The following is a 15,087-nucleotide window of genomic DNA, read 5'->3' as shown; positions in this document are numbered from 1 at the left end:
TTGCTGCTCTGGGCGGCGCGCGCCGAGCCGCCGGAGAACGCCGCGTATCCGAGCGACTTCAGGCGCTCCGCCAGCGCCGGGTCAAGGCCGGTCTGCTCGGCGGTCTCGCGGTCCGGCGTGTTGCGGCGAACGGTGTCGGTGAGCTGGGCGCGCAGCTCTTCCGAGACCGCCTTCTTCGACGCGAACAGGTTGTTCAGCTCGCGCGGATCCTGGCGCAGGTCGTAGAGCTCGGGCTTGGGAGCGTCGATGAACTTGTAGCCGCCCTTCTGCAGGCCGCGCAGCTCGCTCCAGTTGAAGTGAAGGCGCGGCATGAAGGTCTCGGCGTAGAGCTCGCTGGGCTTCTCCGGCGTCTTGCCGGAAAAGTAGGCGGCGCGGCTGGAGCCTTGCATGCCCGCGGGAGACGCCAGGCCGAGCAGCTCGAGGACGGTCGGCATCACGTCGACGAGAGAAACATCGTCGCGGATGACGCGCGGCTTCGCGCGCGCGTCGCCGGCGGGCAGCTTGAGGATGAGCGGCACGTGCAAGGTGCTGTTGTAGATGTAGAAGCCGTGCGTCTTCTCGCCGTGGTCGCCCAGTCCTTCGCCGTGGTCGCCCGCCACGACGATCAGCGTGTTGCCGTATAAGTGCTTTGTTTTGAGAACATTAAGAAGGCGACCGAGCTGGTGGTCGGCGAAGGCGATCTCGCCGTCGTACGGATTCGCGCGGAACTGCTCGGCGTACGGCGCGGGCGGCTTGTAGGGATGGTGCGGGTCGTAGAGGTGGACCCAGAGGAAGAACTTCGCGCGACTGTTCTGGTCGAGCCAGGCGAGGGCCTGGTCCATGACCTCGTTGCCGGGGCGCTCCATCGCGTCAAGGTTGGTCTCGAGCAGGCGGTTGAAATCGAAATGGTCGTAGTAGAAGTCGAAGCCCTGGTTCAGTCCGAAGCGCGAATCGAGGACGGCGGCGCCAATGACGGCGCCGGTCTTGTATCCCGCCCGGTGCAGGACGGTGGCGAGCGTGACCTCGTCCGCGCTCAGCTTGTTGGCGCTGAAGTCGTGCATGCCGGTCTTGGTGGGATAGGCGCCGGTGAAGAGGGCGGAGTGGGAGGGCAGCGTGACCGGGACCGGCGTGTAGGCGTTCTGGAAGCGGATGCCGGCGGCCGCGAGCGCGTCGAGGTTCGGAGTGCGGGCGGCGCGATAGCCGTAGCTGCCGAGATGGTCGGCGCGCAGGGTGTCGATGGTGACAAAGATGACGTTGGGCGGCTGCCTCTTTGCGGCGGCGGGCTTTTGCGCCGCGGCCGAAGCGAGGCATAGCAGCAGGCAAGCCGCCAGGCGCGGAAGCGAGCGCCGCCAAGGGGAGATGGGCCTGCAGTTGGGCATCGCCGGTCCTGCGATTATAAATGTTGGGTGTGGTAGGCTGCCCGCGATGCCTTCCCCGCGGCTTCTCCTGGGCGTTTTCCTGTTCGCGACCGCACTGGCGGCGGCACAGGCGCCCCGCCCCGACGTCTACCTGATCACGCTCGACACGCTGCGCGCCGACCGCGTCGGCTGCTTCGGCGCGAAGGACGCGCAGACCCCGAGCCTCGACCGCCTGTGCCGCGACGGCGTGCGCTTCGCGCAAGCGTTCACGCCCAGCCCGATCACCAACACGTCACACGCGACCATCCTGACAGGCCTGCTGCCCAGCCACCACGGCGTCACCGACTTCGCGCTGCCCCTGGCCGCCGACAAGCCGACGCTCGCCAACGCGCTGCGCGCCGCCGGGTACAAGACAGGCGCCTTCATTGGCGCCGTCATCCTCGACAGCAAGACGCTGGCGCCGGGTTTCGGGCGCGGCTTCGACTTCTACTTCGACTTCCCGGCGAAGGCGGCGGGCAAGTCGCGCTACGGGCGCGTCGAGCGCCGCGCGCTGGACGTGGTCAAGCGCGCCGAGCAGTGGGTCGCGGCGACCAAGGGGCCGCGCTTCGCGTGGATCCACCTCTACGACCCGCACGACCCCTACGATCCGCCGCCGCCGTTCGCCGCGCGCTTCAAGGAGCGGCCGTACGAGGGCGAGGTCGCGTACACCGACTCGGCGGTCGGCCGCTTCCTCGGCTTCCTGGAAGCGCACGAGCTGTATCGCGACGCCGTCGTCATCGTGGTGGGCGACCACGGCGAGGGCCTGGGCGAGCACGGCGAGGACACCCACGGCATCTTCCTCTACGACTCCACCCTGCACGTGCCGTTGATCGTGAAGCTGCCGAAGCAGCACGCCGCGGGTGTCTCGGTGCCGACGCAGGTGCGCACCACCGACATCGCGCCCACGGTCCTGTCGCTGCTAGGCCTGCCCGCCATGGCGGCCAGCGACGGCGCGGACCTGGCGCCGCTCTGGGGGCGAGGCGATGCCGCCGAGCGCGTGGCCTTCGCCGAGACCGATTACCCGCTGCGCTTTGGCTGGGCGCCGCTGCGAGGCGTGCGGGCGGCGGGGCACAAGTACATCGAGGCGCCGCGCGCGGAGCTCTACGACCTGAAGGCCGACCCGGAAGAGAAGAAGAACGTCTACGAGCCGTGGAACGCGGAGGTGCAGCGGCTGCGGCAGACGCTGGCGGCGGCGAACCTGCGGCGTCCGGACCAGGCGGCGGCGGTGCCGGCCGCGACCGTGGCCGAGCTGAAGGCGCTGGGATATTTCCCGGAGAAGGTGGGCGAGACAACGGCGAGCGAGCCTTCGCTGCTGCCCGATCCCAAGGACCACATCGCGGAGCAGAACCTGCTGCATCGCGCGATGATGGCGGAAGAGGACGGCGACAGCGCGGCCTCGCGCAAGGCGCTGGAGCAGGTGCTGGAGCTCGATCCCAAGTCGTACTTCGCGCTGGCGCAGCTCGGGCAGATGGAGCTGAAAGCAGCGAACTACCGCGCGGCGGCGCCGCTGCTGACGCAGGCGCTGGAGCAGCGGCCGCAAGATGCCACCCTGGCGGCGGCGCTGGGGCGCGCGCACTACCAGCTCGGGCAGTATGCGGACGCGCGGCAGATGCTGGAGACGTCGCTCAAGCTGATGCCGGGGCAGCCCGAGGCGCGCAAGTTGCTGGGCGCCGCGTTCCTCAAGCTGAAGGATTACAGCGCGGCGGAAGACCAGCTGGAAGCCGCGGCGCTGCTCATGCCGAGCGATGCGGAGATCTACGAACTGCAGGCCGAGGCGTATCGCGCGCTCGGGAAGGCGCAACTCGCGCAAAAAGCAGCGGCGCGAGCGAAGACGCTGCGCGCCGCCAGGAATCCCAAAAAGTAAGCCCTACTGCTGGTGGTGGTGCTCCTCGGTCTTGCCGGGCTCGGCCGCCTTGGGCTGCCGGTCGGGCGCCAGCTCGGCCTTGATGAGGTTGTTGTTGGGGCCGTCGGTGAAGATCTCGGTGACGACGCGCCCCTGCATCCCCATCGGTTTCTGGATGCCATAGATGGACAAGATAGTGGGGGCGATGTCGTACACACTGACCGGCAGCCCGGCCAGCTGTTCGCCCTTCTTGATGTTGGGTCCCATGGCGAAGAACGAGCCCGGGACCTCGTCGCCGTCGGCGTAGTCGTGCTTGGCGATGACGGGCGTGGTGCCGGCGTGGTCCTTATGCGCGTCGTGCGCCTCGTAGTAGCGCAGCGGCTTGATACCGTGGTCGGAGACGATGAAGAGGTACGTGTTCTGGTCCATGTGGCTCATGATCACGCCCAGCACCTTGTCGAAGGCGCGGTACTGGTCGGGGAAGGCGTTGACGTCCACGGTGGCGACCTTCGGGTCATAGCCGACGTTGTAGGGCGCGATGGGGTAGAGCCAGTGTCCGACGCGGTCCTCGCAGGACTGCACGAAGAAGGTGAACTGCGTGGGGTGCTTGGTGAGCAGGTAGTCGAACATCCTGGTCTGGGTCTCGCGGATCTTCTGCACGCCGGCGAGCCACTCCTTCACGACCTTGGCCTCCTGGCCCTCGATCTGCGCGCGCGAGGGCATGCGGGAGCAGTCGATGAGGAAGTCGCCGATGTTGGTCATCAGCTCCTGCTTGAGCTCGCGCGGATAGACGGCCTCGCCGCCCATGACCTCGGAGACCTTGGGGGCGCACAGGACGCCGTCTTCGCAGCCCTTGCCGCGGGTCATCATGCCGCTGACCATGTAGCCGTTGACCGGCATGACGGGGAAGGTGGCGGGGACGTTGGCCATGCCGACGGTCACGCCGTTCTTGGAGAGGATGTCCCAGAGCGGCTGCTTCTTTAGCATGTTGGTGTTGGCCGGGATGCCGCCGACCAGGAAGCCGGTGATGCCGTTCTCCTCGGGGGTGACGCTGGTGGCGATCGCGGTGTAGGCCTTGGGGCAGTTGGGAGCCGAGACCGTCTTGAGCTTGCCGGAGATGCCGTTCTCGATGAGCTTCTCGAGGTTGGGCATCTCGCCGCGCACCAGCAGCGGCCGCATGATGTCGAGCTCGGCGCCGTTGAGCCCGATCATGATGACCTTGGGCCGGGCCTTGCTCGCATTGGCGGACTGGTCGCCGGCGAAGGCGGGCAGGGCAAGCACGATGGCAAAAAGAAGGGACAAGCAGAAGGCACTACGTTTCATTGGCCGGTTCTCCCTAGAGCTGGCTGGTTTGCAGAACCTCATTATAAGAGCCTGCGGCAGCTCTGATCGTGAAAATCTGGTGACAGGCACTTTGGAGAGAGACTCGCTATAATCCGCCTCATGCGCCAGCCGCAGTACGCGGTCGTTGCCTACGTGAGGAACGAAGTCGGGAGCTTCGTCGAGGAGCTGCGGCGCGACCTCTATCCCGAGCACGCACACCTGCCGGCGCACCTGACGATGCTGCCGCCCCGGCAGCTGATCGCGGGCGAGGGCGAGACGGTGCAGGCGTTGCACGAGCTCTGCCGCGGGGTGGAGCCCTTCGAGGTGGCGATCGGGGAGGTCGCGAGCTTCTGCCCTGTCACCCCTACGGTCTTTCTCCAAGTGGAGCACGGCGCGTACCGGATGCGCGAGCTGCACGACCGGCTGAACACGCGGCTGTTCCAGCAGGACGAGCCGTGGCCCTACATGCCGCACCTCACCATCGTGAAGATGGCGAGCGAGGAGCAGGCGCAGGCTGCGCGGGCGCAGGCGGCCGAGCGCTGGAGCGCCTACCGCGGGAGCAAGCGCATCCTGGTGGAGCAGTTGACCTTCGTGCGCGAGAGCACCGAGGGCCGCTGGCTGGACCTGGCGCCGGTGCGGCTGGGCAAGAAGACAGTCGCCAGTCGCTAGTCCAGGGTTCCAGGCCTGCCGGGCGGCTGGGAGCGCGCCAGGTACATGTCCTTTCGCCGGGGCAGTGCCCAGCACCTTCCACATCTTGTTGAGCCGCCGGGATGGGCGCAGAGTCTTCGTGTTCACGCCGCTACAGTCCAGAACTCCCCCGTCCCGGCGGCTCCAGCCGTGAATGAGCAGGCCGGGAGAGCGGAATCCCCGCGTGAGGCTTTGCCATGCATATCGGAATATACGGCTCCGGCTACCTCGGCACCGTGGTGGCGGCCTGCCTGGCCGACTTCGGCATGCCGGTCACGGTCTATGACGAGAACGCCGCGCTCTCGGCGGCGCCGTTCGGCGACGTCCCTTACCACGAGAAGAACCTGAAAGACATCGTGCGGCGCAACCTGCGCGCCGGGCGGCTGCTGTACTCCTCCAGCCTGGAGAGCTTCGCGGAGCGCGCGCAGGTCATCTTCCTGGCGGAGGATTTTCCGCGCGACCTCGACCAGATCACGCTGCGACTGGCGCGGCTGACCGGTCCGGAGAGCCTGCTGGTGCTGGTGACGCCGGTGCCGGTCGGGACGGCGCGGCGGCTGGAAGGGCTGCTGGAGGCGGAGCGGCTGAAGACCCCCATCGTGTCGCATCCGCTGTTCCTGACCTCGGGGTGCGCGGTCGAGGACTTCAACTGGCCGGACCGCATCCTGCTGGGAACCGGGTCGCTGCACGCCATCACGGTGATGAAGCAGATCTATCGTCCGCTGGCGATGCGGGGTGTGCCGGTCATCGTGACGGGATACGAGACGGCGGAGCTGGTGCGGGAGGCGGCGACGGCGTTCGTCGCGACCAAGATCTCGTTCATCAACGAGATCGCGGGGCTGTGCGAGCACGTGAACGCCGACGCGGTGGACCTGGCACTGGCGCTGGGCCTGGACAAGCGCATCGCGCCACGCTGCCTGCAGCCGGGCGCGGCGCTGGGCGGGCAGTTCGTGGAGTCGGACCTGGAAGCGTTGTCGCACCTGGCGAATTCGGCGGGGATGCCGCTGCGGATCGTGGGCGCGGCGCGCGAGGTGAACCGCACGGTGGCGGACCGCGTGATCGCGAAGATGGCGGCGGCGCTGCGCCAGCTCCAGGGCAAGGAAGTGGGCATCCTGGGGCTGGCGTTCAAGCCGCACACCAACTCGGTGGCGTGCTCGTCGTCGATCGCGCTGGCGAAGCGGTTGCTGGAGAGCGGGGCGCACGTGCGCGCGTACGATCCGGTGGCGCTCAACGACGCGAAGCTGGAGCTCAACGGCACGGTGAAGTACTGCGAGACCGCGTACGCCGCGGCGGAGGGCGTGGACGCGCTGGTGCTCTCGACCGGATGGCCCGAGTTCCGCGCGCTCGACTTCGACCGCATCAAGCGGCTGCAACGGACGCCGGTGCTGGTGGACACCAAGAACCTGCTCGACGCGCAGCGCATGCGCGGCATGGGCTTCCAATACCTGGCGATCGGCCGGGCGTAAACCAACGCCCTCAGAAAGCCGTGTCCCTGGCGCGGGCCAAACAGCCCGCGCTTTTGTTTGGAGGGAAGGATTGGGGTGGGTAGTGGGGGTCGAACCCACGACATCCAGAGCCACAGTCTGGCGTTCTGCCACTGAACTATACCCACCGTGTGGCGTGTCCTTCTATTTTACATGAGGGCTGCGGACGGCCCGCGCCGGCGAGTCGCCAGCGCCTACCAGAGGAAGGCACGCGGCATCGCCCGCCGCTTCCTCATCTAACCACCGATGTACTCCGGCCGGCGATTCTCGGACCGCATGGTGCGCGTGGTCGCAGTGGCCGCGCTGACCACGACGACGGTGCTGGTGTTCGCGCTGGGCTGGAGCTGGGCATACTTCTTTCGCATGACGGAAGGGCCTTCGCGCTTCGAGCCGCTGCCCAGGGTGGTGCGCTCGAGCGCGACCGCTTCGCCGCTCGAGGTGGTGTACCGGCTCGAACTGCCGGGTCGCGGCGAGATCTTCCCGGCGCTGGTGACGAGCAAGCCGAGCGACTACTGGCCGGCGGCGGTGCTGACGGTGACGAACACGTCGGACCGGCCGGTGGTGCAGACGGTGACGGCGGAGATCCCCGGGTGGAGCCGGCGGGCCTCGGTGAACGTGGTGCTGCCGCCGCAGCAGACGCGCAAGCTGGAGCTGACGCCGGACCTGCTGCCGCGCGCGTTCGACAACACGGAGATACGGCGCGCCGAGCTGCACGTGACCGCGGCGGCGGCCGGCGCGGACGCGCCCGTGTTCTCGCAAGCCAGCCCGGTGCTGATCCACGCGGCCGGAGACCTGTACTGGGGGCAGCGCTTCGCCAACGCGCAGCTCATCGCGCGCTGGGTGACTCCGCACGATGAAAGCGTGCTGCGCCTGGTGGCGGAGGCGCGGCGCTTCGCGCCCAACGGCCGGCTGGGCGGCTACAACCCGCCGGCCGACGTCCGGATGCAGGCCAAGGCGGTGTTCGACGCGCTGCGGCGCTCGGGCATCAGCTACGTCTCGAGCATCTTCACCTTCGGCAGCTACACCGGCGAGGCGCAGCGGGTGCGCTTGCCGCGCGAGACGCTCGCGCTCAGCTCGGCGAACTGCGTGGACGTCTCGGTGGCGTTCGCCTCGGCGATGGAGAACATCGGGATGAAGCCGGTGATCGTGATCATCCCCGGGCACGCCTTCACGGGTGTGAAGCTCGGCCCGAACGCGCGCGACATCCTGTACCTCGACCTGACGGTGCTGCCGAAGGGCAGCTTCGCGGCGGCGGAGCAACGGGCGCAGTACTGGCTGAAGCGGTCGAAGCCGGAAGAGCTGCTGATGGTGGACGTGGCGGCGGCGCGCTCGCTGGGGATCTATCCGCTGCCGACGGCGCCGACGCCGGTGACCCGGGCGGCGGAGGGCGAGTAGCTACTTCGACTTCTTCAGGCCGGAGCCGGAGTCGGGCACGGCGCTGCTGCCGCCGGCGCCTTCCACCACCATCTCGGCGTCGTAGATGCGGTTGGGCTCGATGGGGCGCGTGCTGGAGAACTCGCGCTGCCCGGTCGAGGGATCCCTGAGGCTGAGCGCGACGTAGGCGGAGAAGAACTCGCTGATGAGCTCGACCTCCACGTAGTACTCGCGGTCCGGCTGGACGTCGATGGAGATGGGGTTGCGCCCCAGCTCGGAGAACAGCAGGTGCCTGCCGACCGGCACCTTGACGGTGAAGTGGCGCCCGTTGCCGAGCTTGCCGACCGGGTGGTCGTCGACGCTGATGTTCCAGGCCGCCATGCCGGCCACGAAGCGGCTGGTGCGGTACACGTGGATGAGGCCGGTGCCGGTGGGCTTGGGCGGCGGCTGGTTCACGTTCACGTTGAGGTTGGCGTTGACGTTCACCGTGATGGCGACCATCTTCTCGTAGGCGTCGCGATAGGTGGTGTTGGTGGGCTCGGTGGTGTAGGCGACGCGGTAGAAGCTGAGCGCTTCCTGGTTGCTGCCTTTCTTCTCCAGCACCTTTCCGAGGCCGAAGTTCACGGCCGGATTCCGGGGATCCTGGGCGAGGAGCGCGCGATAGCTGCTTTCCGCGCCGGGGAGGTCGCCCTTCTTCTCGTAGGCGCGCGCCAGGCCGACGCGCGGGGACTGCAGCGCGGGGTCGAGCTTGAGCGCCTGGTTGAATTCGAGGACGGCGCCATCGGCCTCGCCCTGCTCGAGCATCACGTCGCCGAGCGCGGCGTGCGTCATGGCGTCGTTCGGATCGAGGTCGCGGGCCTTGCGCAGTTCGGCGAGCGCAGCGGGGTAGTCCTTGCGCAGCGTCATCGCGATGCCCATGCCGCGGTGCGCGACGGCGTTGTTGGGCTCGGCGGCCAGCGCCTTGCCGAACTCGGAGAGCGAGGCGTCGGCGCGGCCCTGCTGGACGAGCGCGCTGCCGAGGCCGGCGTGGGCGGAGGCGTCGTTGGGCGCGAGGTCGAGCAGCGCGCGGTAGTCCTGCTCCGCCTGCGTCCATTTCTGCGTCTTCAGGTTCGACTCGGCGCGCGGCTTCAGGAACTTGGCGCCCGCGACTCTCACGGCTTCGATGAGCTTGTCGGTATCAGAGCGCAGTTCGAGGCCGCGGAGGTAGTTGGCGTCGGGGGCGAAGGAGACGCCCTGCTGCTCCACCAGCACGGAGACGCGCTGCGGGCTCACGCCGTTGGAGAGCAGGCGGTCGATGTCGGCTTGCGAAAGCGCGCCGCCCTGAGCGAGGACGAGCGCCGCCAGCGACACGACCACCAGGCCGAGGGTAAGAGTGCGTCTCATGATTGGGCCGGGGGAGCGAGAGAATGATACCTCCGTTCCGGCCGCTGGCATAATGAGAACAGCTACCCGTGAGCCAACCGACGATCACCGAGCCGTTCGTCCCGCGGCGCTTCCTGCGGACCGGGCACCTGCAGACCATGGCAGGGAACTACCTGCCGCGGCCGCACGCGCTGCCTGAGCCGGAGGCGCGCCTGTTCCAGGTCGAACCGGAGGTGCAGGTGCTGTGCCAGTGCCACTGGCAGCCGGACCGGCTGGCCGCGCCGCTCACGGCGGTGCTGGTCCACGGGCTGGAGGGGTCCAGCGAGTCGCAATACATGTACGGCCTGGGGACGAAGGCATATGCGGCCGGCATGAACGTCGTCCGCATGAACATGCGGACGTGCGGCGGGACGGAGTCGCTGGCGCCCACGCTCTACCACAACGGGTTGGGCGCCGACGTCGGCGCGGTGCTGGAGGAACTGGTCCGCGCGGAGGGGCTGAAGCGGGTGGCGATGGTCGGCTACTCGATGGGCGGGAACCTGGTGCTGTATCGCGCGGGCACCTGGGGGAAAGACACGCCACCGGAGCTGGCGGCAGTGTGCGCCGTCTCGCCCTCGATGGACCTGGCCGCGTCGGCCGACGCGCTGGGCGAGGCGCAGAACTTCGCCTACGAGTGGCACTTCGTACGCAAGCTCAAGGCGCGCTTCCGAAAGAAGTGCCGGCTGCATCCGGGGAAGTACGACCCCGGGCGGACGCGGGGCATTCGCAGCATCCGCGAGTTCGACGACCGGATCACCGCGCCGTATTCGGGGTTTCGCGACGCCGACGACTACTACGCACGCTGCTCCGCGGCGCAGTACCTCGACCGCATCGCTGTGCCGGCGCTCATCATCCACGCGCTCGACGACCCATTCATCCGCGTCTCGGCGGAGACGCGCGCCCGCGCGCTCGCCAACCCGAACATCACCTACATCGAGACGGAGCACGGCGGGCACTGCGCGTTCCTGGCGGCGCCGAACGGCTACGACGGGCGCTGGGCGGAGCGGCAGGTAGTGAGGTTCCTGAGCGGTCTGGTAAAATGACGACTCCGCCGTACTCCTGCGTGGGCGCTTAACTCAGCGGTAGAGTGCCATCTTCACACGGTGGAAGTCGTAGGTTCGAATCCTACAGCGCCCACCATCCCACCTAGATGTCCGTCGACGAGGTCCTTCGCTCCGCTCAGGATTTCGCCTGCGGGCTCCCGGTCGCCGCGGCGGCCTCACGCCCGCAAAGCGGCTCAAGTTCGAATCCTACAGCGCCCACCATCTTCAGCTTCCTCTTATGTGCTACTTCGCGCGATACACCCGGACGTAATCCACCAACATCGCTTGCGGGAAGCGGGACGAGTCGTCCGGAGGGCCGGGCCAGTCGCCGCCGACCGCCACGTTGAGCAGCAGGAAGAAGGGGTGGTCGAAGACCCAGCGGCCGCCGGCGGGGACGTCGGCAGGGGTGCGCGTCTGGTAGAGCCGGCCGTCCACGTAGAAGCGCAGCGCCTGGGGCTCCCACTCGACCGCGAAGAGGTGGAAGTTGTCGGCGAAGCGGCCGGAGGGCAGGGAATAGGGCGCGGTGAGCGAGTGGCCGGCGAAAAATCCCGGACCATGCGCGCTGCCGTGGACGGTCGCCGGCTCCTTGCCGATGTTTTCCATGATGTCGATCTCGCCGCACGCGGGCCAGCCGGCGCTCTCGATGTCGTGGCCGAGCATCCAGAACGCCGGCCAGATGCCCTGGCCGGCCGGGATCTTGATGCGCGCCTCGAAACGGCCATACGCCTGCTCGAACTTGCCCGCGGTCTTGAGGCGCGCCGAAGTGTAGTCGCGCGTGACCCCGTCCGCGCCGATGTGCTTCTCCTTGATCGCGGTGATGACGAGGTTCCCATGTTCGAGGTGGGCGTTCTCGGGCCGCGCCGTGTAGTACTCGAGCTCGTGATTTCCCCAGCCGTGCCCGCCGGTCTCCATCACCCACTTCGCCGGGTCGGGTAGCGAGCCGTCGGGCCCGTCGAACTCGTCGCTCCAGGTGGGGATCCACGCGGCGGGTGCGGGCGCGGAACTGTGAGCCGGCGGGCGCGCGGCAAGTCCGAGCACGAGCACGAGCAGGGTGGCGATCGCGCGCATCGCTGCGGATTGTAACGCCGGGCCGGCCTGGGTGTCCGTTCGCCGGGGTGTAGAATCCCCTTCTGCCATGCCCGCCGACCGCGAAAACCGCAGCTCCGGCGGCCCTTCCGAGGGTCCGGAGGGGGCGCAACTTTCGGCTGCGAAAGGGGTTTCTACGCCTGTGAGCACCATGGCCATTGGCGCGGGTGTACCTGTGGGGGCGCGTGGCGACCGGCAGCGGATGCTGACGCCGGTGGATTACGCCCAGCTCGACGACGCGGCGGTGATGCTGCGCGTGCAGACCGGCGACGATGCGGCCTTCGACTACCTGGTGGAGAAATTCCGGCGCCCGATCGTGAGCTTCATGTACCGGAACGCGCACAACCAGGGCGTGGCGGAGGAGCTGGCGCAGGAGGTGTTCCTGCGCGTCTACCGTTCGAAGCAGACGTACGCGGCGGAGGCGAAGTTCTCGACCTGGCTGTATCGCATCGCGACCAACCTGGCGGTGAACCACGCGCGCGACACGCGCGGCGAGAAGGCCGGGGTGAGCCTCGACGAGCCCGACCAGGAGACCGGCCAGACCATCGACGTGGCCGACGCGCAGCCGAACGTGGAGCAGCAGATGCTGCGGCGCGAGCGGCTGGCGGCGATCCGGCGGCACGTGGACGAGCTGCCCGAGCGGCAGCGCCTGGCCGTGATCATGCACAAGTACCAGGAGATGGATTACCGCGAGATCGCGAAGGTCCTGAAGCTGAGCGAGTCGGCGACCAAGTCGCTGCTCTTCCGGGCTTACGAGACGTTGCGCGAGAAGCTGGCAGAGTTCATTTAGGTGGTTGCTATGAAGTGCGAAGACATGCGCGAACAGTTGCTCGATCTTGTCGGAGCAGAACCGGCGGGCGAGCAGAAGCAGCACCTCGCCGCCTGCGCGGCGTGCGCGGCGAAGCTCGCCGAGCTGAAGCAGACGATGGCGCTGCTCGATGAGTGGAAGGCGCCCGAGGTCTCGCCCTACTTCGACGCCAAGCTGCGCGCGCGCCTGCGCGAGGAAGCGGAGCAGCCGCGCGGCCTGTTCGGATGGCTGCGCTCGCCGGCGTTCCTGCGCCCGGCGGCGGCGGCGGTGTTCACGCTGATCGTGGCGGCCGGCATCGGGCTCTACAATATCGGCCAGCCCGATCCCGCGCAGCCCGGGACGACCACGACCGTCGTGGCCAGGGCGACGGAAGGCTCGGCGGTCGCCGACCTGCAGGCGCTGGACAAGAACGAAGAGCTGCTGGCGGATTTTGACCTGCTCGACGACCTGGCAGCGCAGCAGCAACACCAGTGATGCGATGAAGCTGTGGAAGCACATCCCGATCGTGGTCCTGGCGCTGGCGGCGAGCCTCGCTTGGGCGCAGGGTGACCAGCAAGGCGCACCCGACCAGCCGCCGCAGTACCAGGGCGAGCGGCACGGGAGGGGTGTGCGCGGGTTCGGCGGCGGCCACGGCGGGCGTCACGCGGGCGCGTGGCTGCGCAAGTACGCCAAGATGTCGCCGGCGGAGCAGGAAAAGGCGCTGGCGAGCGACCCCGAGTTCCAGCAGTTGCCGGCGGAGCGCCAGGAACGGCTGCGCCGCCGCCTGCAGGAGTTCAATACCATGCCGCCGGAGCGCAAGGAGCGCATCCTGCGCAACATGGATTACATGGAGCACCTGACCGACGAGCAGAAGCGGCAGATGCGCGGCTACTTCGAGCAGTTCCGGCAGATGCCGGAGCCGCGGCGGCGCATGGTCAAGCGGGCGTTGAAGAGCCTGCGCGAGATGTCGCCGGAAGAGCGCGAGCGCACGTTCAGCTCCGAGCGCTTCGGGCAGAGTTTTTCGAAGGAGGAGATCGAACTGATGCGGGGGATGTCGCGGTTCACGCCGCCGGCGGGCGATGACCGCTCCGGGGCGCGACGGGACGACGAGCGCGATCCGCGCGAGGAGATGTTGAACCCGCGGCTGCCGCCCAACCAGGTGGAGAAACCGCGCGAGGAGTGAGACTGTGGAAAGTGGGCGGCGCCGGCGCGAGCCGGCGCTTTTTCTTGCGCGCTCGAGGACGAGCGCGCCACATCAGTTCATCATCGCGAGCTGGCGGCGGATGGCGAGCGCGGTCTGGCGGATCTCGTCGGCGTCGGAGGCCTCGGGCGCCATCTTCAGGTAATCATCGAAATCAGCGAGCGCGCCGCGCGTCTGCCCGAGGTTGAAGCGCAGCACCGCGCGCTGCTTCACGTCCTCGGCGGAGCGCGGGTAGATGGCGAGCACCAGGTCCACCACCGGCAGCGCGCGCCGCAGGTCGCGGCGCGCGAGGTAGATGGCCTTCAGGTTGGCGAGCATGCGGACCAGTATCTGGCGCCGCGTGACGGCGACCAGCATCTCGGGGGCGAGCTGGAGTTGGCCGCGGTAGATGCGGTCGAGCTGGCGCTGGCAGTCGTCCGGCGACATCAGCCGGCCCTGGTGGTAGGGGTCGAGCACCACCTGGCGGCCTTCAGGGTCGTAGTGTTTGAGGAGGAAGTGGCCGGGGAGTCCGACGCCGAAGAGCGGGAACTCGACGCGGCGCGCGACCTCCAGGTAGAGCAGCGCGAGCGTGATGGGAATGCCGAGCCTGCGGTCGAGCACATCGTTCAGGAAGGAGTTGCGCGGGTCGTAGTAGTCGGCGTCGTTGCCGCGGAAACGCTCCTCCACGAACAGCACGTGGTTGAGCGCGGCGATGGTCTGGGCTTCGTCCCCCGGGTGCGGGATGCGGGCCGCGACGCGGGCGGCGAGCGCGTCTACCTGCGCGATGCAGGGCTTGATCTGCAGGTCGGGATACTCGAGGCGCGCGATGGCGAGCGCGGCGCAGAGCAGGTCGACGTGCTCGTCCTCGACCTGCTGGCCGACGAGCGCGGCGAAGTACTCGGCAATGGCGGCGTGGGAACGCACGCCCGCATTATCGCTCAATCCAAGAAAACCAAATGAAAACAGGAGGACGCAGAGGACGCAGAGGAAATTCTTTCCTTGTCTTTACTGACCTGAATAGAACCCATCCCGCTTCCGGCCTTCCTCATTCATGAGAAAGATGAAGATAAGAGAGGCCTCTTTGCCCTCTGCGACCTGCTGTGTTCTTTATTGCGGGTCGGTGATGAGGCGGGCGCCACGCTGGAAGGTGAAGTAGCTCCAGGCCCACTCCAGCATCACGAAGACACGGTTGCGGAAGCCGATGAGGAAGAAGAGGTGGATGAGCAGCCAGGCCATCCAGGCGATGAACCCGGAGATGTGCAGCTTGCCGAAGTCGGCGACGGCGGCGGCGCGGCCGATGGTGGCCAAGGAGCCCTTGTCGCGATACGTGAAGTCGCGGCGCGGCTGGTTCTCGAGGTCGCGGACGATCATCTTGGCCGCCCACTGGCCCATCTGGATGGCCGCGGGGGCGACGCCGGGCACGGGACGTCCGTCTGCCTGCCGGAGCGCGGCGAGGTCGCCGATGACGAAGACGCTCTTGTGGCCGGGAACGCTGAGGTCCGGCTC

At 68.1% G+C, this 15,087-nt stretch carries 14 protein-coding genes and 2 tRNA genes; 9 read left to right on the top strand and 7 right to left on the bottom strand.

What is annotated here, in order from left to right; genetic code table 11:
* The coding region (locus VLA96_03625; GenBank protein ID HSE48277.1) for a sulfatase at positions 1–1,358 on the bottom strand (1,358 nt) is incomplete at its 3' end.
* 46 nt (positions 1,359–1,404) lie between these two features.
* On the opposite strand from VLA96_03625, the gene VLA96_03620 reads away from it, so the two are divergent.
* On the top strand, positions 1,405–3,240 hold the full coding sequence (locus VLA96_03620) for a sulfatase-like hydrolase/transferase (GenBank protein HSE48276.1): 1,836 nt from the start codon (positions 1,405–1,407) through the stop codon (positions 3,238–3,240).
* Positions 3,241–3,243: 3 nt separating this feature from the next.
* Here VLA96_03620 and VLA96_03615 read toward each other — a convergent pair whose 3' ends face one another.
* On the bottom strand, positions 3,244–4,542 hold the full coding sequence (locus tag VLA96_03615) for an alkaline phosphatase family protein (protein ID HSE48275.1): 1,299 nt from the start codon (positions 4,540–4,542) through the stop codon (positions 3,244–3,246).
* Between the two features lie 120 nt (positions 4,543–4,662).
* On the opposite strand from VLA96_03615, the gene VLA96_03610 reads away from it, so the two are divergent.
* The gene (locus tag VLA96_03610) at positions 4,663–5,211 is read left to right on the top strand and encodes a 2'-5' RNA ligase family protein (GenBank protein ID HSE48274.1); all 549 of its coding nucleotides are present in this window, start codon (positions 4,663–4,665) and stop codon (positions 5,209–5,211) included.
* 215 nt (positions 5,212–5,426) lie between these two features.
* Positions 5,427–6,692, top strand: a complete 1,266-nt coding sequence (locus tag VLA96_03605) for a nucleotide sugar dehydrogenase (protein ID HSE48273.1) — start codon at positions 5,427–5,429, stop codon at positions 6,690–6,692.
* A 71-nt stretch (positions 6,693–6,763) separates the two neighbouring features.
* Here VLA96_03605 and VLA96_03600 read toward each other — a convergent pair.
* Positions 6,764–6,838, bottom strand: a tRNA-His gene (locus VLA96_03600).
* Positions 6,839–6,956: 118 nt separating this feature from the next.
* Between VLA96_03600 and VLA96_03595 the strand changes: the two genes are divergently transcribed.
* A complete protein-coding gene (locus tag VLA96_03595; GenBank protein HSE48272.1) occupies positions 6,957–8,105 on the top strand; it encodes a hypothetical protein in 1,149 nt (382 codons plus the stop codon).
* Here the strand turns inward: VLA96_03595 and VLA96_03590 are convergent, their stop codons facing one another.
* Entirely contained in the window at positions 8,106–9,467 is a 1,362-nt protein-coding gene (locus VLA96_03590) for a tetratricopeptide repeat protein (GenBank protein HSE48271.1), read from the bottom strand. It lies immediately after the preceding gene.
* 68 nt (positions 9,468–9,535) lie between these two features.
* Between VLA96_03590 and VLA96_03585 the strand changes: the two genes are divergently transcribed.
* Together VLA96_03585 and VLA96_03580 are read left to right on the top strand one after the other, a co-directional pair.
* On the top strand, positions 9,536–10,528 hold the full coding sequence (locus tag VLA96_03585; GenBank protein ID HSE48270.1) for an alpha/beta fold hydrolase: 993 nt from the start codon (positions 9,536–9,538) through the stop codon (positions 10,526–10,528).
* A 22-nt stretch (positions 10,529–10,550) separates the two neighbouring features.
* Positions 10,551–10,625: transfer RNA gene (locus VLA96_03580), tRNA-Val, on the top strand.
* 146 nt (positions 10,626–10,771) lie between these two features.
* Here VLA96_03580 and VLA96_03575 read toward each other — a convergent pair.
* The gene (locus VLA96_03575) at positions 10,772–11,596 is read right to left on the bottom strand and encodes a glycoside hydrolase family 16 protein (protein HSE48269.1); all 825 of its coding nucleotides are present in this window, start codon (positions 11,594–11,596) and stop codon (positions 10,772–10,774) included.
* Positions 11,597–11,789: 193 nt separating this feature from the next.
* Here VLA96_03575 and VLA96_03570 point away from each other — a divergent pair, with 193 nt between their 5' ends.
* The 3 genes from VLA96_03570 to VLA96_03560 are packed head-to-tail and all read left to right on the top strand — an operon-like array spanning position 11,790 to position 13,584.
* Entirely contained in the window at positions 11,790–12,404 is a 615-nt protein-coding gene (locus VLA96_03570) for a sigma-70 family RNA polymerase sigma factor (protein HSE48268.1), read from the top strand.
* Positions 12,405–12,413: 9 nt separating this feature from the next.
* Positions 12,414–12,896 carry a hypothetical protein gene (locus VLA96_03565; protein HSE48267.1) on the top strand — a complete coding sequence of 161 codons (483 nt, stop codon included), beginning with the start codon at positions 12,414–12,416 and terminating at the stop codon, positions 12,894–12,896.
* A 4-nt stretch (positions 12,897–12,900) separates the two neighbouring features.
* Positions 12,901–13,584 carry a DUF3106 domain-containing protein gene (locus VLA96_03560; GenBank protein ID HSE48266.1) on the top strand — a complete coding sequence of 228 codons (684 nt, stop codon included), beginning with the start codon at positions 12,901–12,903 and terminating at the stop codon, positions 13,582–13,584.
* A 72-nt stretch (positions 13,585–13,656) separates the two neighbouring features.
* Here the strand turns inward: VLA96_03560 and VLA96_03555 are convergent, their stop codons facing one another.
* Together VLA96_03555 and VLA96_03550 are read right to left on the bottom strand one after the other, a co-directional pair.
* Positions 13,657–14,505, bottom strand: coding sequence for a transglutaminase-like domain-containing protein (locus tag VLA96_03555; protein HSE48265.1), 849 nt, complete (start codon positions 14,503–14,505; stop codon positions 13,657–13,659).
* Positions 14,506–14,688: 183 nt separating this feature from the next.
* A partial coding sequence (locus VLA96_03550) for a hypothetical protein (protein ID HSE48264.1) occupies positions 14,689–15,087 on the bottom strand: 399 nt, incomplete at its 5' end.

Source organism: Terriglobales bacterium (genome assembly GCA_035457425.1).
Classification (GTDB): domain Bacteria; phylum Acidobacteriota; class Terriglobia; order Terriglobales; family Acidobacteriaceae; genus JACPNR01.
The sequence above is the reverse complement of the archived record's forward strand: the minus strand, read 5'-3'. Positions and strand labels throughout refer to the sequence as shown.

Bases quoted from the DNA above. Each gene is read 5' to 3' on its own strand.
- VLA96_03620 (HSE48276.1), top strand. From the start codon at position 1,405: ATGCCTTCCCCGCGGCTTCTCCTGGGCGTTTTCCTGTTCGCGACCGCA.
- VLA96_03615 (HSE48275.1), bottom strand. From the start codon at position 4,542: ATGAAACGTAGTGCCTTCTGCTTGTCCCTTCTTTTTGCCATCGTGCTT.
- VLA96_03610 (HSE48274.1), top strand. From the start codon at position 4,663: ATGCGCCAGCCGCAGTACGCGGTCGTTGCCTACGTGAGGAACGAAGTC.
- VLA96_03605 (HSE48273.1), top strand. From the start codon at position 5,427: ATGCATATCGGAATATACGGCTCCGGCTACCTCGGCACCGTGGTGGCG.
- VLA96_03595 (HSE48272.1), top strand. From the start codon at position 6,957: ATGTACTCCGGCCGGCGATTCTCGGACCGCATGGTGCGCGTGGTCGCA.
- VLA96_03590 (HSE48271.1), bottom strand. From the start codon at position 9,467: ATGAGACGCACTCTTACCCTCGGCCTGGTGGTCGTGTCGCTGGCGGCG.
- VLA96_03575 (HSE48269.1), bottom strand. From the start codon at position 11,596: ATGCGCGCGATCGCCACCCTGCTCGTGCTCGTGCTCGGACTTGCCGCG.
- VLA96_03565 (HSE48267.1), top strand. From the start codon at position 12,414: ATGAAGTGCGAAGACATGCGCGAACAGTTGCTCGATCTTGTCGGAGCA.
- VLA96_03560 (HSE48266.1), top strand. From the start codon at position 12,901: ATGAAGCTGTGGAAGCACATCCCGATCGTGGTCCTGGCGCTGGCGGCG.